General features: G+C 38.6%; 23 protein-coding genes. 12 read left to right on the forward strand and 11 right to left on the reverse strand.

The features are described 5' to 3' along the window. Positions 1–629: 629 nt before the first annotated feature. The 7 genes from PAN07_RS02410 (at position 630) to PAN07_RS02440 (ending at position 8,505) form a co-directional block, all read left to right on the forward strand. Positions 630–2,084, forward strand: coding sequence for an aminotransferase class I/II-fold pyridoxal phosphate-dependent enzyme (locus PAN07_RS02410; protein ID WP_269796899.1), 1,455 nt, complete (start codon positions 630–632; stop codon positions 2,082–2,084). Next, complete coding sequence (gene speE, locus PAN07_RS02415) at positions 2,085–2,945, forward strand: polyamine aminopropyltransferase (protein ID WP_251936267.1); 861 nt, start codon at positions 2,085–2,087, stop codon at positions 2,943–2,945. It abuts the gene before it with no gap. Continuing rightward, positions 2,942–4,201: a saccharopine dehydrogenase family protein gene (locus PAN07_RS02420; protein ID WP_269796900.1), complete on the forward strand. Its 1,260-nt coding sequence runs from the start codon at positions 2,942–2,944 to the stop codon at positions 4,199–4,201. Before speE ends, PAN07_RS02420 begins: the two co-directional genes overlap by 4 nt. Next, positions 4,201–5,328 carry a carboxynorspermidine decarboxylase gene (gene nspC, locus PAN07_RS02425; protein ID WP_269796901.1) on the forward strand — a complete coding sequence of 376 codons (1,128 nt, stop codon included), beginning with the start codon at positions 4,201–4,203 and terminating at the stop codon, positions 5,326–5,328. Before PAN07_RS02420 ends, nspC begins: the two co-directional genes overlap by 1 nt. After that, positions 5,325–6,410: an agmatine deiminase gene (gene aguA, locus PAN07_RS02430; protein ID WP_269796931.1), complete on the forward strand. Its 1,086-nt coding sequence runs from the start codon at positions 5,325–5,327 to the stop codon at positions 6,408–6,410. Before nspC ends, aguA begins: the two co-directional genes overlap by 4 nt. A 9-nt stretch (positions 6,411–6,419) precedes the next feature. Beyond that, a complete protein-coding gene (gene aguB / locus PAN07_RS02435; RefSeq protein WP_269796902.1) occupies positions 6,420–7,295 on the forward strand; it encodes an N-carbamoylputrescine amidase in 876 nt (291 codons plus the stop codon). A gap of 157 nt (positions 7,296–7,452) precedes the next feature. After that, entirely contained in the window at positions 7,453–8,505 is a 1,053-nt protein-coding gene (locus PAN07_RS02440) for a hypothetical protein (protein WP_269796903.1), read from the forward strand. Between the two features lie 106 nt (positions 8,506–8,611). Here the strand turns inward: PAN07_RS02440 and PAN07_RS02445 are convergent, their stop codons facing one another. From PAN07_RS02445 to PAN07_RS02455, 3 genes are read right to left on the reverse strand one after another with little or no spacing between them, the layout of a single operon-like run. Beyond that, positions 8,612–9,427 carry a TIGR03943 family protein gene (locus PAN07_RS02445; protein WP_269796904.1) on the reverse strand — a complete coding sequence of 272 codons (816 nt, stop codon included), beginning with the start codon at positions 9,425–9,427 and terminating at the stop codon, positions 8,612–8,614. Beyond that, positions 9,424–10,329: a permease gene (locus PAN07_RS02450; RefSeq protein WP_269796905.1), complete on the reverse strand. Its 906-nt coding sequence runs from the start codon at positions 10,327–10,329 to the stop codon at positions 9,424–9,426. The genes PAN07_RS02445 and PAN07_RS02450 overlap by 4 nt, the downstream gene beginning before the upstream one ends. Beyond that, positions 10,330–10,461, reverse strand: a complete 132-nt coding sequence (locus PAN07_RS02455) for an SPJ_0845 family protein (RefSeq protein ID WP_000268695.1) — start codon at positions 10,459–10,461, stop codon at positions 10,330–10,332. 155 nt (positions 10,462–10,616) lie between these two features. On the opposite strand from PAN07_RS02455, the gene PAN07_RS02460 reads away from it, so the two are divergent. From PAN07_RS02460 to PAN07_RS02470, 3 genes are read left to right on the forward strand one after another with little or no spacing between them, the layout of a single operon-like run. Next, entirely contained in the window at positions 10,617–12,746 is a 2,130-nt protein-coding gene (locus PAN07_RS02460; protein ID WP_269796906.1) for a Tex family protein, read from the forward strand. Then, a complete protein-coding gene (locus tag PAN07_RS02465) occupies positions 12,733–13,182 on the forward strand; it encodes a SprT family protein (RefSeq protein WP_269796907.1) in 450 nt (149 codons plus the stop codon). Before PAN07_RS02460 ends, PAN07_RS02465 begins: the two co-directional genes overlap by 14 nt. Positions 13,183–13,241: 59 nt before the next feature. After that, a complete protein-coding gene (locus tag PAN07_RS02470) occupies positions 13,242–13,514 on the forward strand; it encodes a PspC domain-containing protein (protein WP_346658440.1) in 273 nt (90 codons plus the stop codon). Between the two features lie 55 nt (positions 13,515–13,569). On the opposite strand, the gene PAN07_RS02475 is transcribed toward PAN07_RS02470, so the two are convergent. After that, positions 13,570–14,265: a VIT family protein gene (locus PAN07_RS02475; protein ID WP_269796909.1), complete on the reverse strand. Its 696-nt coding sequence runs from the start codon at positions 14,263–14,265 to the stop codon at positions 13,570–13,572. A gap of 209 nt (positions 14,266–14,474) precedes the next feature. Here PAN07_RS02475 and PAN07_RS02480 point away from each other — a divergent pair, with 209 nt between their 5' ends. Next, on the forward strand, positions 14,475–15,755 hold the full coding sequence (locus PAN07_RS02480) for an O-acetylhomoserine aminocarboxypropyltransferase/cysteine synthase family protein (protein WP_269796910.1): 1,281 nt from the start codon (positions 14,475–14,477) through the stop codon (positions 15,753–15,755). 63 nt (positions 15,756–15,818) lie between these two features. After that, positions 15,819–16,499 (forward strand): DNA repair protein RadC, encoded by a 681-nt coding sequence (gene radC, locus PAN07_RS02485; protein ID WP_269796911.1) that lies wholly within the window; start codon positions 15,819–15,821, stop codon positions 16,497–16,499. A 24-nt stretch (positions 16,500–16,523) separates the two neighbouring features. Here the strand turns inward: radC and PAN07_RS02490 are convergent, their stop codons facing one another. From PAN07_RS02490 to PAN07_RS02520, 7 genes are all read right to left on the reverse strand, one after another. Then, complete coding sequence (locus PAN07_RS02490; protein ID WP_269796912.1) at positions 16,524–17,213, reverse strand: gamma-glutamyl-gamma-aminobutyrate hydrolase family protein; 690 nt, start codon at positions 17,211–17,213, stop codon at positions 16,524–16,526. 15 nt (positions 17,214–17,228) lie between these two features. After that, the gene (locus PAN07_RS02495; RefSeq protein ID WP_250307212.1) at positions 17,229–17,870 is read right to left on the reverse strand and encodes a redox-sensing transcriptional repressor Rex; all 642 of its coding nucleotides are present in this window, start codon (positions 17,868–17,870) and stop codon (positions 17,229–17,231) included. A gap of 81 nt (positions 17,871–17,951) precedes the next feature. Then, positions 17,952–18,167 (reverse strand): DUF4649 family protein, encoded by a 216-nt coding sequence (locus PAN07_RS02500; RefSeq protein WP_269796913.1) that lies wholly within the window; start codon positions 18,165–18,167, stop codon positions 17,952–17,954. Positions 18,168–18,179: 12 nt separating this feature from the next. Then, entirely contained in the window at positions 18,180–18,527 is a 348-nt protein-coding gene (locus tag PAN07_RS02505; RefSeq protein WP_269796914.1) for a DUF1831 domain-containing protein, read from the reverse strand. 3 nt (positions 18,528–18,530) lie between these two features. Continuing rightward, entirely contained in the window at positions 18,531–19,646 is a 1,116-nt protein-coding gene (locus PAN07_RS02510; protein ID WP_269796915.1) for a cysteine desulfurase family protein, read from the reverse strand. Positions 19,647–19,663: 17 nt separating this feature from the next. After that, positions 19,664–20,608, reverse strand: a complete 945-nt coding sequence (locus PAN07_RS02515) for a ribose-phosphate diphosphokinase (RefSeq protein ID WP_269796916.1) — start codon at positions 20,606–20,608, stop codon at positions 19,664–19,666. 97 nt (positions 20,609–20,705) lie between these two features. Further along, a complete protein-coding gene (locus PAN07_RS02520) occupies positions 20,706–21,275 on the reverse strand; it encodes a CYTH domain-containing protein (RefSeq protein ID WP_269796917.1) in 570 nt (189 codons plus the stop codon). Between the last annotated feature and the right edge of the window lie 4 nt (positions 21,276–21,279).

Consider the following 21,279-nt stretch of genomic DNA (forward strand, 5'->3'; position numbering starts at 1 on the left):
TTAAGAGTATGAAAATCGGAACATTTTATCTTAGTATACTTTTATCATCTATTAAATTATCATATGAAAAATAGGAGCTACTAAACTTAGTTCCTATTTTATTATTTAAAGGCAAATTTGAAATAGTTTTCAATTTTTAGGTATAGTAAAAATACGAACAAAAATGTAAATAATTTATAAAGTTTCCCCAAAATACTTTACAAATATGTGTAAACATGATATAGTTATAAAGCTTAGAAAATGAGAAGATGTTTTCTAGTAAATATAAACCCGAGTAAAAAATGCCTACGGACAGGCAGGGTTGAATGCCGAAGCGTGGTTGAAAAGCCACATTATTGATAGGGTTAAAAGCCTACTTTTATAAGTTGATGTTAGGACATTTGTCCTAATTCGTATAGATTTGTTAGTGTGGTGAAAGCACACGTCATCTTGTGAAACGATCAATAAAGTACGTAATATTTGCTACTAGAGAGTTAGGAAACATCAGGAACAGACATACTCAAAAGAAACAAACATAAACACGTCAGTAGATTGTAGAGCAGGTGCCAACCTGCTCTTTTTTCATAAGTATCCTTTAGAACCTTGCATGTCAAGGTGTAAAAAATATGATAAAGGAGTATGTCTTTATAATGTTAAATCAAAACCAAGCTCCCATCTATGAGGGGTTGGTCAAGTTACGAAAGAAAAGAATTGTACCATTCGATGTACCAGGTCACAAGCGGGGACGCGGTAACCCAGAATTAGTCGAACTTTTAGGGGAAAAATGTGTTGGTATAGATGTTAATTCGATGAAGCCTTTGGATAATCTAGGGCATCCCATTTCAATTATCCGAGAAGCAGAGGAGTTGGCAGCAGAAGCTTTTGGTGCAGCTCATGCCTTTTTAATGATCGGTGGAACAACATCATCAGTACAAACTATGATTCTTTCCACCTGTAAAGCGGGAGATAAGATCATCCTCCCTCGAAATGTCCATAAATCAGCCATCAACGCTCTAGTTTTATGTGGTGCTATTCCCATCTATATCGAGATGAGTGTGGATCCAAAAATCGGTATTGCACTGGGACTTGAAAATGAGCGTGTAGCACAAGCTATAAAGGACCATCCAGAGGCTAAGGCTATCCTGATAAACAATCCAACCTACTATGGAATTTGTTCAGACCTTAAGGGACTAACAGAGATGGCTCACGCTGCAGGAATGAAAGTCTTAGTAGATGAAGCGCACGGGGCCCATCTACATTTTACAGATAAACTTCCCCTATCTGCTATGGACGCAGGAGCAGATATGTCAGCTGTATCTATGCATAAGTCTGGGGGCAGCTTGACTCAAAGTTCGCTTCTTTTAGTTGGTGATCAGATGAATCCTGAGTATGTACGTCAAATCATTAACCTGACACAGTCAACATCAGCATCTTACCTGTTAATGGCTAGTTTGGATGTTTCCCGTAGAAACTTAGCCCTTCGTGGAAAAGAGTCCTTTGAGAAGGTCATTGAGCTATCTGAGTACGCTCGTCGTGAAATCAATGCCATCGGTGGCTACTATGCCTACTCAAAAGAGCTAGTAGACGGTGTGTCAGTCTGTGATTTTGATGTAACCAAGCTGTCAGTCTACACTCAGGGGATTGGTCTAACAGGTATTGAAGTTTATGATCTCTTACGGGATGAATATGACATTCAGATTGAGTTTGGCGATATTGGGAATATCTTGGCCTACATTTCGATTGGTGACCGTATCCAAGACATTGAACGCTTGGTCGGTGCTCTAGCTGATATCAAGAGACTTTATTCTAGAGATGGAAAAGACTTGATTGCTGGCGAATATATCCAGCCTGAGTTGGTCCTATCTCCTCAGGAGGCCTTCTATGCAGAGAGAAGAAGCTTAACATTAGACGAGTCTGTTGGCCAAGTCTGTGGGGAATTTGTCATGTGCTATCCTCCAGGAATTCCAATCCTAGCGCCTGGTGAACGCATTACACGAGAAATTGTCGATTATATTCAATTTGCCAAAGAACGTGGTTGTTCCCTCCAAGGAACGGAAGATCCAGAGGTCAATCACATCAACGTCATTGAAAGAAAGGAGAACTAGATGGATTTATGGTTTTCTGAAGTTCATACTCCAGATGTGAAGTTAACGATGAGAACAGCAAAGCAACTGTATTCTGGTCAAAGTGAATGGCAGGATATTGAAGTATTAGATACACCAGCTTTTGGGAAAGTGTTAATTTTAAATGGGCATGTCTTGTTCTCAGATGCGGATGATTTCGTCTACAACGAAATGACAGTTCACGTTCCTATGGCTGTCCATCCAAATCCAAAGAAAGTCTTGGTTATTGGGGGTGGTGACGGTGGTGTTGCCCAAGTATTAACACTCTATCCTGAACTGGAGCAAATCGATATTGTGGAACCTGATGAAATGTTGGTAGAGGTTTGTAGAGAATACTTCCCAGATTTTGCTGCAGGACTTGATGACCCTCGTGTTACCATTTATTATCAAAATGGTCTGCGTTTTTTGAGAAACTGTGAAGATGACTACGACATTATCATCAATGATGCGACAGATCCATTTGGACATACAGAAGGTCTTTTTACAAAGGAATTTTACGGTAATAGTTACCGTGCTTTGAAAGAAGATGGTATTATGATTTACCAGCATGGTAGTCCTTTCTTTGACGAAGATGAGTCTGCTTGCCGGAGCATGCACCGCAAGGTCAATCAAGCCTTTCCAATCAGCCGAGTTTATCAGGCTCACATCCCAACCAGTCCTGCTGGCTATTGGTTATTTGGATTTGCGTCAAAAAAATACCACCCTGTCAAAGATTTTGATAAGGAAGGCTGGAAAAAACGCCAGCTATTCACAGAATACTATACTGCAAACTTACACATTGGTGCCTTTATGTTGCCAAAATACGTTGAGGACATTTTAGAAGAAGAGGAAGGAAAAAAATGAGTCGTTTATTAGTTATTGGATGTGGGGGAGTTGCCCAAGTTGCTATTTCAAAGATTTGCCAAGATAGCGATACTTTTAAAGAAATTATGATTGCCAGCCGTACCAAGTCAAAATGTGATGACTTGAAAGCTAAATTAGAGAGAAAAACAAGCACTAAAATTGAAACAGCTGCTCTTGATGCTGACAAGGTAGAAGAAGTGATTGCCTTGATTGAAAGCTACAAACCAGAAGCTGTTTTGAACGTGGCTCTACCGTACCAAGATTTGACTATTATGGACGCTTGTTTGGCAACGGGCGTTCACTATATCGATACTGCCAACTATGAGGCTGAGGACACAGAAGACCCTGAATGGCGTGCCATCTATGAGAAACGTTGCAAGGAACTTGGTTTTACAGCCTACTTTGACTACTCATGGCAATGGGCTTATCAAGAAAAATTTAAGGAAGCAGGCTTGACAGCTCTTCTTGGTTCTGGTTTTGACCCAGGTGTAACCAGCGTCTTTTCAGCATACGCCCTCAAACACTATTTTGATGAAATCCACTATATCGACATTTTAGACTGTAATGGTGGTGACCATGGTTATCCATTTGCGACAAACTTTAACCCAGAAATCAATCTCCGAGAGGTTTCTGCGCCAGGTTCTTACTGGGAAGATGGGAAATGGGTAGAAGTCGAAGCTATGTCTATCAAACGTGAGTATGATTTCCCTCAAGTTGGTCAAAAAGACATGTATCTCCTCCACCATGAAGAAATTGAATCGCTGGCTAAAAACATCCCAGGAGTTAAACGTATTCGTTTCTTCATGACTTTTGGCCAATCTTATCTAACGCACATGAAATGCTTGGAAAACGTTGGGCTCCTTCGTACTGATGCTATTAACTTTAACGGCCAAGAAATCGTGCCTATCCAATTCTTGAAAGCTTTGCTTCCAGATCCTGCAAGCCTTGGTCCACGCACAGTTGGTAAAACCAATATCGGATGTATCTTTACAGGTGTCAAAGATGGTGTTGAAAAGACCATTTACATCTACAATGTTTGTGACCATCAGGAATGCTACGCAGAAGTTGGTTCACAGGCTATCTCATACACAACAGGTGTTCCTGCTATGATTGGGACAAAATTAGTGATGGATGGCACTTGGAGACAACCTGGAGTGTATAATCTTGAAGAGTTGGATCCAGACCCATTCATGGAAGCTTTAAATAAATACGGTTTGCCATGGGTTGTGGTTGAAAATCCACAAATGGTGGACTAATGAAGTTAGAACAAGTACCAACACCTTCTTATATCATTGACTTAGGAAAATTAGAAGAGAATTGCCGCATTCTGCAAAAGGTTCAGGAAAAGGCAGGTTGTAAGGTTTTGCTAGCTCAAAAGGCTTATTCCCTCTATAAAACCTATCCTTTGATTAGCCAGTATCTTTCTGGTACAACGGCTAGTGGTCTCTATGAAGCTAGGTTAGCTAGAGAAGAGTTCCCAGGGGAAGTCCATGTTTTCGCGCCTGCTTTTAAAGAAGCAGATATGGAAGAGTTGCTTCAAATATCTGATCACATTGTTTTTAATTCGGAGAGACAACTACGAAAATACGGTCAAATTTGTCGTGAGGCTGGTATCAGTGTAGGTCTACGCCTCAATCCTCAGTGTTCTACTCAGGGAGATCACGCGCTCTATGACCCTTGTGCTCCTGGATCCCGTTTTGGAGTTACTCTAGATAAGATACCGAGTGATTTGCTGGACTTGGTGGACGGACTTCATTTCCACACTCTTTGTGAGCAAGGGGCAGATGATTTAGCGACAACTTTAAAAGCAGTGGAAGAGCAGTTTGGACAGTATTTGCATCACGTTAAATGGCTTAATATGGGTGGTGGACATCACATTACCCGAGCCGACTATGATGTAGACTTGCTGATTTCTGAGATTAAGCGAATTCGAGAAACCTATAATCTTGACGTCTATATTGAACCAGGAGAAGCGATTGCTCTTAATGCTGGTTATTTAGCTACTGAAGTCTTAGACATCGTTGAAAATGGGATTGAGACCTTAGTGCTAGACGCTTCAGCAAGCTGCCATATGCCTGATGTCCTTGAAATGCCTTATCGCCCACCATTGAGAGACGGTTTTGAAGCGAAAGAAAAAGCCTATACTTATAGACTTTCTTCCAATACCTGTCTAACAGGAGATATCATTGGTGACTATAGTTTTGAAAATCCAGTTGAAATTGGGGATCGACTTTACTTTGAGGACATGGCAATCTACTCCTTTGTCAAAAATAATACCTTTAACGGGATTGGACTTCCAAGTTTGTATGTGATGGATAAAGAGGGTGAATGCAGTTTAGTCAAGGCATTTGGTTACAAAGACTTTAAGGAGAGATTATCATAATGCACAGTCCAAAGAAATTAGGATATCGTATGCCAGCAGAGTATGAACCCCATCATGGAACTCTCATGATATGGCCTACTCGACCAGGGTCTTGGCCATTTCAAGGTAAGGCAGCTAAAAAAGCATTTAGCCAGATTATCAAAACCATTGCTCAAGAGGAAACAGTCTATCTTTTGGTGGAGGAGGACTATCTATCTGAAGCGCAATCCTATCTTGGAGACCAGGTCGTTTATCTAGATATCCCAACAAATGATGCCTGGGCTCGTGATACTGGTCCAACTATTCTCCTTAATGATAAAATGGAAAAGTTGGCGGTAGACTGGTCTTTCAATGCCTGGGGTGGCTCATATGATGGTCTTTATCAAGACTATGAAGCAGATGACCAAGTGGCCAGTCGCTTTGCAGAAGTTTTAGAGATACCTGTTTACGATGCCAAACCTTTTGTACTAGAAGGTGGAGCTATACACAGTGACGGTCAAGGAACCATACTTGTCACAGAAAGCTGCTTGCTCAGTCCTGGTCGTAATCCTCACCTGACTAAAGAGGAGATTGAAAAGAACTTACTAGAGAGTCTTGGTGCTGAAAAAGTCATCTGGCTTCCTTATGGTATTTATCAGGATGAAACCAACGAACACGTTGACAATGTGGCAGCCTTTGTTGGTCCAGCGGAGATTGTTTTAGCTTGGACGGACGACCAAGACGATCCCCAGTATGCCATGTCTGCAGCTGATCTAGCTCTTTTAGAGACGGAAACAGATGCAAAGGGGCGTTCCTTTACCATTCATAAACTTCCAATTCCGGCTCTTCATCAAGTAGTGACAGAAGAAGATTTGCCGGGCTATTCATATGAAGAAGGTGAAGAGGAGCGCTATGCTGGTGAGCGTTTAGCAGCATCCTATGTGAACTTCTATATCGCCAATAAGTCTGTCTTGGTGCCACAATTTCAAGATGTTAACGACCAAGTTGCCTTGGATATACTCAGCCAGTGTTTCCCAGACCGTGAAGTCGTAGGAATCCCTGCAAGAGATATTCTTTTAGGTGGTGGAAATATCCACTGTATTACCCAACAAATTCCAGAATAGGAGAAAAAGATGAGAAATGTAACGGTTGCAGCTATTCAGATGCAATGCGCTAAGGAAGTGGAAACGAATATCCAAACAGCTGAAGGTTTAGTCCGTCAAGCTGCTGAGCAAGGAGCCCAGATCATTCTTTTGCCTGAATTATTTGAACGTCCCTATTTCTGTCAGGAACGTCAATATGACTTCTACCAGTATGCCCAGTCGGTGACAGAGAATACGGCCATTCAGTATTTTAAAGAGATTGCCAAGGAACTAAAGGTCGTTTTACCAATCAGTTTCTATGAAAAAGATGGTAATGTCTTATATAATTCGATAGCTGTCATTGATGCTGATGGAGAAGTACTAGGAGTTTACCGCAAGACGCATATACCAGATGACCATTATTATCAAGAAAAATTCTTCTTTACTCCTGGAAATACTGGTTTTAAAGTTTGGGATACTCGCTACGCCAAGATCGGTATTGGGATCTGCTGGGATCAGTGGTTCCCTGAAACAGCCCGTTGCCTTGCTTTAAATGGTGCAGAATTGCTCTTTTATCCAACTGCCATCGGTTCAGAGCCTATTTTGGATACAGATAGTTGTGGGCATTGGCAACGTACCATGCAAGGGCACGCAGCAGCAAATATTGTGCCAGTTATTGCTGCTAATCGTTATGGTTTGGAAGAAGTCACTCCTTGCGAGGAAAATGGAGGACAAAGTTCAAGTCTGAATTTCTACGGTTCATCCTTTATGACCGATGAAACAGGAGCTATCTTGACTCAAGCAGATAGACAAGCTGAAGCAATCCTCTTAACCACTTATGACCTTGACAAGGGAGCAAATGAACGTCTTAACTGGGGTCTCTTTAGAGATAGAAGACCAGCCATGTATAAAGATATTGTGAAATGACAAAAGGCCTCTTGGAGGCTTTTTCTTTATATACTATATTAATTTTTGATAAAGTATTAGAAATCTGATAAAATGAACATAGTGTAAGAAGGATAAGAGATTGGGGAGCTCTTAATCAATTTTTCCTTGAAGAATTAAGTCGTGACTGAGGTTAGATATGGGAAAATGGACATGTAGATGCGGCCAAGCAATGAACGACCATCAAGCGCCTGATCCAAATGCTTATTCTGTATACTCGGATGAGTTGCTTGAGGATATTTTTAAAAATACTGACGAACATGATAGAATTACCTACGAAGACATTTCAGAGGCTTCTTTTTATATGTGGAAGTGCCCAAATTGCGGTAGTTTTATGGTCATTGACGAAGAGGATAATCCAGGTTGTTTCACTTTTTATGAGCGCCAGTTCAGTGCAAAAGTTGAACCACTTTTCGATCCTGATCAGGAGTTAAATATTGTAGTTGTTGAGTTTCAAGAAGGTGGAAATGGTTATACTTATATCTGTGACGACCCAACTATTCATGTCGGGCATGCTGTGATTGTTCCAACCGGGAAGGAAAATACTGAAAAAACTGCTTTAGTTGTCCAGAAGTATCATGCCCTATCAAAGGATATCACTTTTCCAGTCGAAAAGTTAAAACGTGTCATTCATAGGTATACAGATTTTGATCCACTGACTTCTACAATAGTTTGTGCAAATCTAGTTAAACATGGAAGGATTTTAGATGCTTGCTTGAAAAAAGTAAAAGTAGATTCTAAACAAATCTACAATGGAATCAAAACTCCCTTGGGACACTTTTGGTTAGAGTTAAATGGAGTTCCTATTCCAATGAAAATCTCACAAATACAAGCCAGAGATAAAAAGTATCAGGTGGATGTTGCCTTTTATATTAAACCCGCCAAAGTAAACTATAGAAAATTCTTTACTCTAGAGTTATGTGCAGATTTTGATATTGACGCCTCTCGTTGGATTGATGTTCTATCAGACGAAAATGTTTGGGGAAACACCTGGGAAATGAATGGCCTTCAATTTGGAATTACTGCAGGAGAGTCCCCAGAATTTGAAGATGAAATAGTTGCAAGAAAATTTAGCCGTATCCCACTTTATTATGACTGGCATCCAGAATTTGAAGACTATTATGGCTTTAGCCTAGCATGGAAAAAATACGAGTCTGATAGTGATTTGTCGATTTTTTTCTATACGACATAAAAGAAATGCTCGGTATTATTGTGTAAATTATAAAACAATATTTGAGATTTTTAGATGAAAAGTAATTTAATTTTACAAGAAAAAGTAGCCCAATTAGGCTACTTTTTTAAAATTCTTTATAAACATAAGGATTCTCTGGTTTGTCTACTTTGATGATAGACTGGACTTCAAGGATTGGGAGGATTTGCTTGAGTTCCTTGTGATAGTGATTGCTAATCTTACCTCTGACACTCACCCAAGTGTTATTGTCATACTGATTAGTGTTTCCTGTGGTCAAAAGTCCAAAAACTCCCGAATCAGCGATACAGTGCATGATGCCGAAGCGAAAGACAAATTGACTATCGGTATGATTAGGATCGTTATAGACAAAGCCAATAAACTCGATCTCTTTTCCTTCAAATTCATTTGGATAATCATAGATAGCCTCCATGACCTCCAGGTAATTTTCATCATTTATAACTATATTAGATTGAGCTAAGTATTTATCAGCAGTTTTCCGAATAATATTTTCATAAGCAGTCTTTGAATAAAATCTGCTCGTGTCCGGTTTGAGATACTGACTGCTAGTTCCTTCTCTTTCCTGAACTGACTTATCAATTCCTTCTGACAGAGGAAAATAATATCCTTTTGCCGATACTGTTTGTGAATCCAGAGTGACAGTTGGAAAGGTAAATCCAACTAACAAGGGTAAACTTAAGAGGGCAAAACTAGCAAGCTTGGCTGAAAAACTATGTAAGTGACTATGTTCTTTTAAACGCTTGAAGCAAATATAGGCTTGAACAATGGCTAGTAGCAAAGATAAAACCATAGTGATATAAGCCAGATAAGAGTAGTGGAGGTTTATATACTGATTGAGCTCACCTGATAGGTGCAGATAAAGGGTTAAGATAAAATAGCCCAATAAAATCAAAAATCGAATCATAGCATCACCCCGACTAGATAAGAATAGACAAGAACAACAAGAGTTACAATTGTCATGAATTGCCAAATAAAGCGAGTTTTTAGATAATTCTTCATCATGAGAAGGTTTTTGACATCAAGCATGGGACCTATAACCAGAAAGGCAAGCACTGGAGCAAAGCCAAAACTTGATAGAAGAGAAGATCCGATAAAAGCATCAGCTTCACTACAGAGTGATAGAAGGAAGGACAAGACCATCAGAAGAACAATCGCAAGTAGTGGTGTTGCGCTGATAGATGTCAGGATACGAGTTGGAACATAGACTTGGACTATGCTGGCAAAAAGACAGCCAAAGACCAAGTAACGCCCCATATCAAAGAATTCATCAATAGCTTGGATAATGACCTGAAGGATTTTTTGACTTTTAGTCAAGTGAGAAAAATCATGCTCATGGCAAGCCAATCTATTTTCCTTTTGAATAGGTTCCTCCCAGAAAAATCCAAGAAAGATACCCAATATCGTAGCAACGAGTATCGACCCAAATACTCTGAGCAAAACTATTTGAATTGAATTACCAAAGGCTGAATAAGTTGCAAAAAGTACGATAGGATTGATGATAGGAGCCGTTACTAGAAAAGGTACCGCTGTATAGCTAGGAACCTTCTTTTCTAAAAAGCGATTGATGATCGGAACGATTCCACACTCACAAGAGGGAAAGAGAAAACCGATGAAGCTACCAAAAAAGATTCTCCCCAAGCGATTTTTAGGGAGAAACTTATAGACCTTCTCAGGAGTCACATAGACTTCAATGGCACCAGAGATGATGCTACCGATTAAGACAAAGGGTAAAGCTTCAATGATAATTGAAAGAAAAATTGCGCCAGCTTGTAGCACACTAGAAGGTAAACTTTGAAAGAGTGTCATCTATTTTTTCTTTTCAGCCTTATCTTTCTTTTCTTTGTCATCTGGAAATGTTACTTGCTTTAAATCAGGTAGTTTAGCGAATTCTTCGAACATCTTATCTAAGTCATCAGTTTTTGTAAATTTAACAGCCATAAGTCATACCTCGATTCTTTTAGTTAACACTATTATACTATTATTTCTAAGAAATAGTTGGATTTTAAAACAAACATGGCTTTTATCTTTATAAAGTTGAAATAAAGCAACAAAATAATGAAAACAAGCTTTCCTGCTTATGGTATAATTGTTTCATGGATAAAAAATATGAAAAAATTTCCCAAGATTTGGGTGTAACCTTAAAGCAAATTGATACAGTCTTATCTTTGACAGCTGAAGGGGCTACGATTCCCTTTATCGCTCGTTATCGGAAAGACATGACTGGTAGCTTGGATGAAGTTGCTATTAAAGCTATTATCGACCTTGATAAAAGCCTAACTGCTCTCAATGATCGAAAAGAAGCAGTTTTATCAAAAATCAAAGAGCAAGGCAAGCTAACAAAGGAATTGGAAGAAGCAATTCTATCAGCTGAAAAACTCGCAGATGTAGAAGAACTCTATCTTCCCTATAAGGAGAAACGTCGGACCAAGGCAACGATTGCGCGTGAGGCTGGACTTTTTCCACTTGCTCGTTTAATTTTACAAAATGTTTCTAACCTAGAAAAAGAAGCAGAAGCATTTGTCTGTGAAGGTTTCGAAACTCCTCAAGAAGCTTTGGCTGGGGCTGTAGACATCTTGGTTGAAGCTCTCTCTGAAGATGTCAACTTGCGTTCAATGACCTATCAAGAAGTCCTTAGACATTCTAAGATTACATCTCAACTTAAAGACGAGAGTCTAGATGAAAAACAAGTCTTTCAGATTTATTATGACTTCTCAGAAACAGTTGCCAATATGCAGGGCTACCGTACGCTTGCCCTTAATCGTGGTGAGAAGCTAGGTGTTTTGAAGATTGGATTTGAGCATGCAGTTGATCGTATCCAAGCCTTCTTTGCTGCTCGTTTCAAGGTTAAGAATGCTTATATTGATGAAGTCATTCAGCAATCTGTTAAGAAAAAAGTATTACCAGCTATTGAGCGTCGTATTCGCACTGAACTAACAGAAAAGGCAGAAGAAGGAGCTATCCAACTCTTCTCAGAAAACCTTCGCAATCTTCTCCTTGTTGCTCCTCTTAAAGGGCGCGTGGTCCTTGGTTTTGACCCAGCCTTTCGTACAGGGGCCAAGCTTGCAGTCGTTGATGCAACTGGGAAGATGCTAACAACGCAAGTCATTTATCCCGTCAAACCAGCTTCAGCTCGTCAGATTGAAGAAGCAAAGAGAGATTTGGCAGATTTGATTGGTCAATATGGTGTGGAAATCATTGCCATCGGTAATGGTACTGCTAGTCGTGAGAGCGAAGCCTTTGTAGCTGAAGTACTTAAAGATTTTCCTGAGGTCAGCTATGTTATTGTAAATGAGAGCGGGGCATCTGTCTACTCAGCTAGTGAACTTGCTCGTCAAGAGTTTCCTGAGTTAACCGTTGAGAAACGCTCTGCTATTTCTATTGCTCGTCGCTTGCAAGACCCACTTGCTGAATTGGTTAAAATCGATCCCAAATCGATCGGTGTCGGTCAATATCAGCACGATGTTAGTCAGAAAAAACTATCTGAAAGTCTAGACTTTGTCGTAGATACAGTAGTTAACCAAGTCGGTGTCAATGTCAATACAGCTAGTCCAGCCTTACTTTCACATGTCGCAGGACTTAACAAAACGATATCTGAAAATATCGTGAAGTATCGTGAAGAAGAAGGTAAAATCACTTCACGCGCCCAAATCAAGAAAGTTCCTCGTTTAGGTGCTAAAGCGTTTGAACAGGCTGCCGGTTTCCTCCGTATCCCTGAAAGTAGCAATATCCTTGACAACACAGGTGTTCACCCGGAAAACTATGGTGCTGTCAAAGAACTCTTCAAACGTTTAGACATTAAAGACCTAAATGAAGAAGCGCAAGCTAAACTCAAATCTATTTCAATCAAGGAAATGGCCCAAGAATTAGACCTCGGTCAAGAAACACTTAAAGATATTATTGCAGACCTACTCAAACCAGGTCGTGATTTCCGTGATTCTTTTGATGCTCCAGTCCTACGTCAGGATGTCTTGGATATCAAAGACTTGAAAGTAGGCCAGAAGCTTGAGGGCGTTGTTCGTAATGTCGTTGACTTCGGTGCCTTTGTTGATATTGGTATTCACGAGGATGGCCTGATTCATATCTCTCACATGAGCAAGAAATTCATCAAGCATCCGAGTCAAGTCGTTTCAGTTGGTGATTTGGTAACCGTTTGGGTGAAGAAAATCGATGTCCAACGTGAAAAAGTAAATCTGTCGCTCCTTGCACCAGATGAATCTAACTAATTACGTTAGGCAAGTCTCTTTAGAAGACTTCGGAAAACCTTTCAAACACCAAGCTCAATGGAATACTCGTCTGCGGTCGACAGGTGGACGATTTTTCCCTCAAGATGGTCATTTGGATTTTAATCCTAAAGTCTATCAAGAACTTGGTTTGGATGTGTTTCGAAAGATTGTCCGTCACGAACTCTGTCATTATCATCTCTATTATGATGGAAAAGGGTATAAACATAAGGATTTGGCTTTTAAGGAACTGTTAAAAGAAGTGGATGGACTCCGCTTTGTTCCTCCCTTATCAAGCGCTCGTCAAAAACCAGTTTTGATTTATAAATGTCACTCTTGTGGCCAAGCTTATCAGAGAAAACGTCGAATTGATACAAAACGTTATCGATGTGGTCTTTGTCATGGGAAGCTCATCCTACAAAATCAGCCCAAGGACTGATGCGGGGTGTTTTAGTTCATGTTATACTAATTTCAAGAATACCGAAAGAGGTACAAATCATGAATACAAAATTTTATAAGATGAGACGAAATCGTATGTTATCAGGAGTTCTGGCTGGTATATCGGATAAATGGAATTTCGATGTAACCCTAGTTCGTTTCCTATTTGCAATCTTTACAATTGCAAACTTTGGAATTGGGGTCATTATTTATATCATTCTAGCATCTATTTTACCTACTAAAGAAGATATCGAAGCTGAAATGTATGGAACAGGACCACGTAAGATTAAAGAAGCTGAACCAATCAATGATGATGAAGGTTGGTTTTGGTAGTTCTTATTAATTATTTATGTTTAGATAATAAAAAAGATACCTCACGGTATCTTTTTTAAATACTAAACAATTGGCCAAAGAGATAGGTAACTCCCATGGTTAAAAGACCGATACAAAGGTTACGAATCATGGCTGTTTTGGTTGGGGCTTTCCCAAGTTTTGCACTGGTGTAACCTGTGATTAATAGAGAAATCGCAACGATAAAGACAGTTGCAGGAATTCGATAGTCACTTGGAAAAACAATAATTGATAGCATTGGTGGAAGACTACCAAGAACAAAAGCGATGAAGCTAGATGCTGCAGCATGCCAAGGATTGGTGAATTCTTCATACTCGATCCCGTATTTTTCTTCGACTAGCGCCTTAAGTGGATTTTTTAGAAAAGCTTTGTTAACTAATAGTTGAGCTGAAGTTTCACACTCACCATTTTGAAGATAAGCTGCATAGAGAGATTTCTTTGCAGCATCCATATCTTTATCCAAAAGTAGTTGTTCACGGGCTACAGCAGCTTCCTCTGTGTCTTTTTGAGTAGATACAGATACATATTCACCTCCAGCCATAGAGAAGGCACCCGCCAAGATGGCAGCCAAACCTGAAAGAAAGATTATCCAGATATTAGTTGTAGCACTCGCTACCCCGATAACAACTCCAGCGATAGAGATAATTCCATCATTTGCTCCCAGTACACCAGCACGTAAAATATTTAAACGACCAGCAAAGTTTGTATCTATTTCATGTGTATTTTCCGACATAATGTTCTCCTTTATATCTATTATAAAATAAAGGAGTAGTGATGACAAACTTTTCAAACTCTCTGAAAAAAGTTCTACAATTCTAATAAAGTCATATATAAACTCAAAAGCCATAGCTATTTCTTATGCCAATATATAACAAAGATGTATTTGTAACCTGTTTACTTAGATGATACAATTAGTTTAATGAAAACTTTGGAGGTCTCACAATGACTCGTGAATTTAAATTTGAAACACTACAATTGCATGCAGGACAAGTGGTAGATGCTACTACCAAGTCTCGTGCTGTCCCTATTTATCAAACAACATCTTTTGTATTTGAAGATACACAGGAGGGTGCAGACCTTTTTGCCCTTCAAAAAGCTGGAAATATCTATACTCGTATTACCAATCCAACAACTTCAGCCTTTGAAGAGCGTATTGCAGCTCTTGAAGGCGGAGTAGGGGCACTTGCCACAGCTTCTGGGATGGCAGCTCTTACTTATACTATCCTTGGACTTGCTCACGCAGGTGATCATGTTGTTGCAGCTTCAACTATCTACGGTGGGACCTTTAACCTTTTGAAAGAAACCCTTCCTCGTTACGGAATCACCACAACTTTTGTTGATATTGATAATCTAGAAGAAGTAGAGGCAGCGATTAAAGATAATACAAAACTTGTTTTGATTGAAACTTTGGGTAATCCAGTTATCAACATTCCTGATATCGAAAAAATTGCTGAAATTGCCCACAAACACCAAATTCCTTTAGTTTCTGACAATACATTTGCAACACCATATCTCATTAATGTCTTTTCACACGGTGTAGATATCTCAGTTCACTCGGCAACTAAGTTTATCGGTGGTCACGGTACAACTATTGGTGGTGTCATCGTTGATAGCGGTAAATTTGACTGGGCTGCTTCAGGGAAATTCCCTCAATTAGTCGAAGAAGATCCAAGCTACCATAATTTAAGCTATACTCGTGATGTAGGTGCTGCAGCCTTTATTGTTGCTGCTCGTGTTCAATTGCTTCGTGATATGGGAGCTGCCCTATCACCATTTAACTCATTCTTGCTCTTGCAAGGTCTTGAAACACTTTCTCTCCGTGTAGAACGCCATGTTCAAAATGCTGAAAAAATCGTTGATTTCCTTGTTAATCACCCAAAAGTTGAAAAGGTAAACTATCCAAAACTTGCAGATAGTCCTTACCATGCCTTGGCTGAAAAATACTTACCAAAAGGTGTTGGTTCAATCTTTACTTTCCACGTTAAAGGTGGAGAAGCAGAAGCACGTAAGGTTATTGACAGCTTAGAAATCTTCTCAAACCTGGCAAACGTGGCAGATGCAAAATCATTGGTCGTTCATCCCGCAACTACAACACATGCTCAATTGTCTGACTTTGATCTAGAAGCAGCAGGAGTAACTAAAAATCAAATCCGCCTTTCTATCGGTCTTGAAAATGTCGATGATTTAATTGAAGATTTACGACTAGCGCTTGAAAAAATCTAAAAATAACTAGTTTTTATCGAATTAAAGATCCTTCTCACGAATAATAAAGTGAGGAGGATTTTTATGTATAGTATTTCATTTCAAGAAGATTCACTATTACCAAGAGAGAGACTAGTCAGAGAGGGAGTAGAAGTACTCAGCAATCAAGAATTACTGGCAATATTACTAAGGACAGGAACGAAACAGGCCAATGTTTTTGAAATAGCACAGAAGGTCTTAAATCAGCTAACCTGTTTAACTGAACTAAAAAGAATGAGTCTACAGGAATTGCAGACTCTATCGGGTATTGGACGTGTTAAGGCAATAGAATTACAAGCTGTAATCGAATTAGGCTACCGTATCCATAAAAGGGAAACGGTGGAAATGGAGAGCATTCTTAGCAGTCGTAAATTAGCAATAAAGATGCAAGCTGAGCTTGGAGATAAAAAACAAGAGCACCTAGTGGCGCTCTATCTGAATACTCAAAATCAAATCATTCATCAGCAGACTATTTTTATAGGATCTGCTACGAGAAGTATTGCTGAACCAAGGGAGATTCTACATTACGCCTTAAAACATATGGCTACTTCTATAATTTTGGTCCACAATCATCCATCAGGGGCAGTAGTTCCTAGTCCAAATGATGACCATGTAACAAAACTTGTTAAAGAAGCCTGTGACTTAATGGGTTTAGTCTTATTGGATCATCTAATTGTTTCATATTCTGATTATTTTAGTTACCGTGAGAAGACAGATATGATATAAAAAAAACCTGTATCATATACAGGTTTACAATTCATTGACGACATAGTCGAAAAGTGTTTTATCTTTGGGACGATTTTCAAAAAGAAATTCTGGATGCCATTGAACACCAAGATAGGGGAAGCCGTCTGTAGTTGTAACAGCCTCGATAATGCCATCTTTAGGATCATGAGCTACAACCTTTAGATTCGGAGCTAAATCTTTAATGCTTTGATGGTGGAAAGAATTGATATGAGAGATTTCCCCATAGATTTCTCGAAGAATAGTATCTGGTTCGGTGACAAGTCTCTGAGTTGTATACTCAGCAGAAGTATCCTGCCAATGATCCTCAATATCTTGATAGAGAGAACCACCCATAGCGACATTAAAAAGTTGAGTTCCACGACAGACAGAGAAAATGGGTTTCTTTTGTTTGATAGCCTCTTTGATGAGTGCTAGTTCAAAAATATCTCTTTGTAGATGGTAGTCATCGCTATCTATTGTTTTTTCTTCACCATAAAATTTAGGATCTACATTTTGACCGCCAGTAAGAATTAGCTTGTCAACCATTGTTACATAATGAGAAGCCATTTCTTCATCACCAATTGGTAGGATAATGGGAATTCCTCCAGCTTCCTTAACACCTTCAACAAAACCTTTGGCAGCATAACTCATCATAAGATTATCATCTGGATGCGGGGTTTCATTTCCTGTAATCCCAATAACTGGTTTATTCATAAATACTTACACTTTCTAATCCTCTTTACGCATAAAATAGAGGAGAGTTTGCAATTCACTAGTCAAATCAACATATTGCACAACAACATCTTTAGGTAGATGAAGGTGTACTGGAGAAAAACTGAGAATCCCTTTAATACCAGCATCAACTAAGATATTAGCAACCTCTTGTGATTTTACACTAGGGACAGTCAAGATAGCAGTTTTTACGTCAGCATCTTTAATTTTATCTTTAATTTGAGAAATACCATAAATTGGAATACCATCCTTTGTAACGGTTCCTACTTCAGGATGATCATCCAAATCAAAGGCCATGATGATTTTCATTTTATTACGTTCATGGAAGCGGTAGTGGAGGAGCGCATGTCCCATATTCCCAATACCAACTAACATAACATTGGTGACTGAATTATCATTTAAAAGATCTGCAAAAAAAGTCATTAGTTTGTTGACATCATATCCAAATCCACGCCGCCCAAGCTCACCAAAGTATGAAAAATCACGTCTAACAGTTGCAGAGTCGATGCCAATAGCTTCAGCAATCTGTTTAGAATTAACTCTTTCCATTCTTTCCCCATTGAAACGTTTAAAAATTCTGTAGTATAGAGAAAGTCTTTTCGCTGTAGCTTTAGGAATATCAAATTGTTTTTCTTTCACAATATCACAACCTTTCTATCTTCTATTTTAAAGCAACTTTGTGAAAAATGCAACATATATAATAAAAAACTAAGAAATATCTTAGTTTAATTTATTAAAATCAAAAGTTGTCAGAAATCGATATAAATCACCGATATATCCCTGATAGATCACCTTATCTAGATAGCTAAGAGAAGTCACTTCATAGAAATCAGGTAATGTAACACATCCAGACAAGGATAACATTAGTTCATCATAATCTTGATAAGTTAAAGTCCGTTCAACTTGATAAGCATCTAAATAAGTGAGTCGAAACATTATTCTATCCTTCTATTTTTCAGTTTTGGTAAATACACCACGTTCTACCAAACTATCCATTAAGAAATAGAACTTTTCTTGATGGATTTTATGATCATCAGATTTGAAGATATCAACCAAGCGTAAGCCGAACTTATCAGTAATATTGATTTTAGCACCTGTTAGGTCTTTGTTAATAACAATCTTAAGTTGGAAGCCTTCGCCACTATTTGGAACTTTCTCAAGAAGGCGAGTTAATTCATAGTTACCAACCTTAGTTTCATAAAAAGTGTTATCTTTAAGTGTAAACTTTTTGATAGAAGGGCTAACAGTGTATTCGTAACGACAATTTTTTAGTTGAATAGTTTTTTCAAATGCCATTTATTAATCTCCAATTATTTCTTTTAATGTGTTTACAAGCTGAATAATCTCTTCCTCTGTATTCTGAGGTGACAAACTAATGCGGACTGACTCATGAAGACGATCCGAATCATTTCCATAGTATGCTTTTAGGACATGACTTATTTGTACAATTCCTGCTGTACAAGCTGAACCTGTGGATATAGAAATGCCAGCTAAGTCCATTCGAAGTAGAAGTAAATCATTTTTTTGTCCTGGAAAACCAAGGTTTAGGACATAAGGAAGTTGTTCTTTCCCATGATTGATGTAGTAGTTCAAGCTACTAATCTTAGCTAAAAATAGGTCCTTTAATCTCTGTACAGCTTGAAAGTTTTCAGTTTGTTTAGATAATTCTTCTTTTAGGGCAGCAACCATTCCTACGATTGCTGGAAGATTTTCTGTACCTGCTCTTTTTTTATGTTCCTGATCTCCGCCATGGATGTAGGAATCAAAGTCCATAGTAGAAGCATAAAGGAAACCCACGCCTTTTGGCCCATGGAATTTATGCCCAGACGCTGAAAGAAAGTCAATTCCTAACTCTTCTGGTTTGATAGTTAGTTTACCTACAGCCTGAACAGCATCAACGTGATAGACTGCTGAGTGATTTCTTAAGACCTCTCCAATTTCAGTAATAGGCAAAATAGTTCCAGTTTCATTATTTACATACATGGTAGATACTAGAATAGTATCATCACGAAGCGCATCTTTCACTTGTTTCGCAGTAATCTCCTGATCATTAGGCTGCAAAACAGTCACTTCAAAACCAAAATTTTCTACAAGATACTCGATTGGTTCAAGAACAGAGTGATGTTCGATAGCGGTAGTGATAATATGTTTCCCTTTGTGCTGGTGTCTGAGGCAGTAACCAATAATAGCTGTATTGTTACTCTCTGTACCTCCAGCAGTGAAAAAAATATGTTGAGGTTTCGTACCTAATAATTCAGCCAAGTCTTGGCGAGCTTGTCGTAATAATTTGCCAGCTTGACGACCATGACTGTGAATACTTGAAGCATTTCCATAAATATCTTGCATGACTTGTGTCATAGCAGAAATAGCTGCTGGTGACATTGGAGTCGTAGCAGCATTATCCAAATAAATCAAAAGATCACCTTTTCTATTTATTTAAATAGTGGACTAACTGGTTTTCTCTCATGAATACGTACCATAGCATCACCAATCAACTCACTTGCAGTGATGTATTTTACATTCTTAGGGGTTTTACCTTGAGTAGCCACTGAGTCAGTAACAAGGATTTCTTTAATATTGCTAGCATCCAATAAATCTGCAGCGTCATCAACAAATAGTCCATGGCTTGAAACTGCATAAATCTCTGTAGCACCTTCTCTTTCAACAATTTTAGCTGCTTCAGAGAAAGTACGACCAGAATTCAAAATATCATCAATTAGGATAGCTTTTTTACCTTCTACTTCACCGATAATATAGCCTTGGTTGCGTTCTGAATCATCCTGAGCATAGTCGATAATTGCGATTGGAGCATCAAGGTATTCAGCAAGGCTACGTGCTCGTTTAACACCAGAATTTTTTGGACTAACGACAACCACATCTGGTCCAACAAGTCCTTTATCACAATAGTGTTTAGCAAATAGAGGAACTGTATATAGATTGTCAACAGGGATATCGAAGAAGCCTTGCACCTGAACAGCATGCAAGTCCAAAGTTAGTACACGGCTTACGCCTGCTTTCACCAACATGTTAGCAACTAGTTTAGCTGTCAAAGGTTCACGGGAAGAAGCGATACGGTCTTGACGAGCATACCCAAAATACGGAAGAACAACGTTAATAGTGTTTGCACTTGCACGAACACAGGCATCAACTGTGATTAAAAGTTCCATCAAATGGTCGCTAACAGGATAAGAAGTAGACTGAATGATATAAACATCGTATCCACGAACACTTTCTTCGATATTGACTTGAATTTCTCCATCAGAGAACTGACGAGAAGAAATTCTACCGAGAGGTACTCCAGCAGCGTCTGCAATCTTTTGTGCAATTTCCTTATTTGAGTTGAGAGCGAAAAGCTTCATGTTTTTTGTATCTGACATTGATAAACCGTCCTCTATAATTATCTGAATCTTTTTCAAATGAAAAAGATTTCAATTATTTTTATCCCTTCTATTCTACCAAAAAAAGTTTATATTTTCAGTCTTTTTTGCTTTTTTCTATAAATCGAACTAATTTAGATGGTGCCTTCTGGTATTCTATATGATTCTTTTCTAAAAAAGATTGAAAATCCATAGTTCCCTTAGCCTCATCAGCAACTTCTAATTCGAGTTCATAATCAGTAACATCGAAATAGTGACTTTCATCAAGAGCCATCAAACCAATGTCCGTCTCTTTTTCAAAACGAACGGTCGTTAAACACCCTAAAACAAGCCATTCTGTAATTTGAATACCACGATTATTTAATTCTTGAAGTACTAAACCATCCGGTATAAGAGCTTGTTCTATAGAATCCTTAGCTTGTTCAAGGTTAAGTTCTTGATTGTATTCCATATTGCCTACAGCCTGAGGAATTTTTATAGTTAATTCAGCGCTATCTTCAAAAGTCCGAATACGCATGGCTATCTTATTGCTACGTAGCCTATAGTCACAAGTATCTATGTAGTAGTTGTTTTGCGTAATAGGAGTAATATCCGAAAAATATTCTTTTAATTTTATATAGTCTTCTTTTTTTAGAAGAGTTTTTAATTCTATTTCTAAATGTTTCATTTTG

This window comes from Streptococcus sp. SM5, assembly GCF_027497975.1.

Excerpts from the sequence above, each read along its gene's own strand:
- aguB (WP_269796902.1), top strand. The coding sequence starts at position 6,420 with ATGAGAAATGTAACGGTTGCAGCTATTCAGATGCAATGCGCTAAGGAA.
- PAN07_RS02450 (WP_269796905.1), bottom strand. The coding sequence starts at position 10,329 with ATGACACTCTTTCAAAGTTTACCTTCTAGTGTGCTACAAGCTGGCGCA.
- PAN07_RS02480 (WP_269796910.1), top strand. The coding sequence starts at position 14,475 with ATGACTCGTGAATTTAAATTTGAAACACTACAATTGCATGCAGGACAA.
- PAN07_RS02410 (WP_269796899.1), top strand. The coding sequence starts at position 630 with ATGTTAAATCAAAACCAAGCTCCCATCTATGAGGGGTTGGTCAAGTTA.
- PAN07_RS02420 (WP_269796900.1), top strand. The coding sequence starts at position 2,942 with ATGAGTCGTTTATTAGTTATTGGATGTGGGGGAGTTGCCCAAGTTGCT.
- radC (WP_269796911.1), top strand. The coding sequence starts at position 15,819 with ATGTATAGTATTTCATTTCAAGAAGATTCACTATTACCAAGAGAGAGA.
- PAN07_RS02500 (WP_269796913.1), bottom strand. The coding sequence starts at position 18,167 with ATGTTTCGACTCACTTATTTAGATGCTTATCAAGTTGAACGGACTTTA.
- PAN07_RS02460 (WP_269796906.1), top strand. The coding sequence starts at position 10,617 with ATGGATAAAAAATATGAAAAAATTTCCCAAGATTTGGGTGTAACCTTA.
- PAN07_RS02465 (WP_269796907.1), top strand. The coding sequence starts at position 12,733 with ATGAATCTAACTAATTACGTTAGGCAAGTCTCTTTAGAAGACTTCGGA.
- nspC (WP_269796901.1), top strand. The coding sequence starts at position 4,201 with ATGAAGTTAGAACAAGTACCAACACCTTCTTATATCATTGACTTAGGA.
- PAN07_RS02515 (WP_269796916.1), bottom strand. The coding sequence starts at position 20,608 with ATGTCAGATACAAAAAACATGAAGCTTTTCGCTCTCAACTCAAATAAG.
- PAN07_RS02455 (WP_000268695.1), bottom strand. The coding sequence starts at position 10,461 with ATGGCTGTTAAATTTACAAAAACTGATGACTTAGATAAGATGTTCGAA.
- PAN07_RS02445 (WP_269796904.1), bottom strand. The coding sequence starts at position 9,427 with ATGATTCGATTTTTGATTTTATTGGGCTATTTTATCTTAACCCTTTAT.
- PAN07_RS02440 (WP_269796903.1), top strand. The coding sequence starts at position 7,453 with ATGGGAAAATGGACATGTAGATGCGGCCAAGCAATGAACGACCATCAA.
- PAN07_RS02475 (WP_269796909.1), bottom strand. The coding sequence starts at position 14,265 with ATGTCGGAAAATACACATGAAATAGATACAAACTTTGCTGGTCGTTTA.
- PAN07_RS02490 (WP_269796912.1), bottom strand. The coding sequence starts at position 17,213 with ATGAATAAACCAGTTATTGGGATTACAGGAAATGAAACCCCGCATCCA.
- speE (WP_251936267.1), top strand. The coding sequence starts at position 2,085 with ATGGATTTATGGTTTTCTGAAGTTCATACTCCAGATGTGAAGTTAACG.
- PAN07_RS02520 (WP_269796917.1), bottom strand. The coding sequence starts at position 21,275 with ATGAAACATTTAGAAATAGAATTAAAAACTCTTCTAAAAAAAGAAGAC.
- PAN07_RS02505 (WP_269796914.1), bottom strand. The coding sequence starts at position 18,527 with ATGGCATTTGAAAAAACTATTCAACTAAAAAATTGTCGTTACGAATAC.
- PAN07_RS02470 (WP_346658440.1), top strand. The coding sequence starts at position 13,242 with ATGAATACAAAATTTTATAAGATGAGACGAAATCGTATGTTATCAGGA.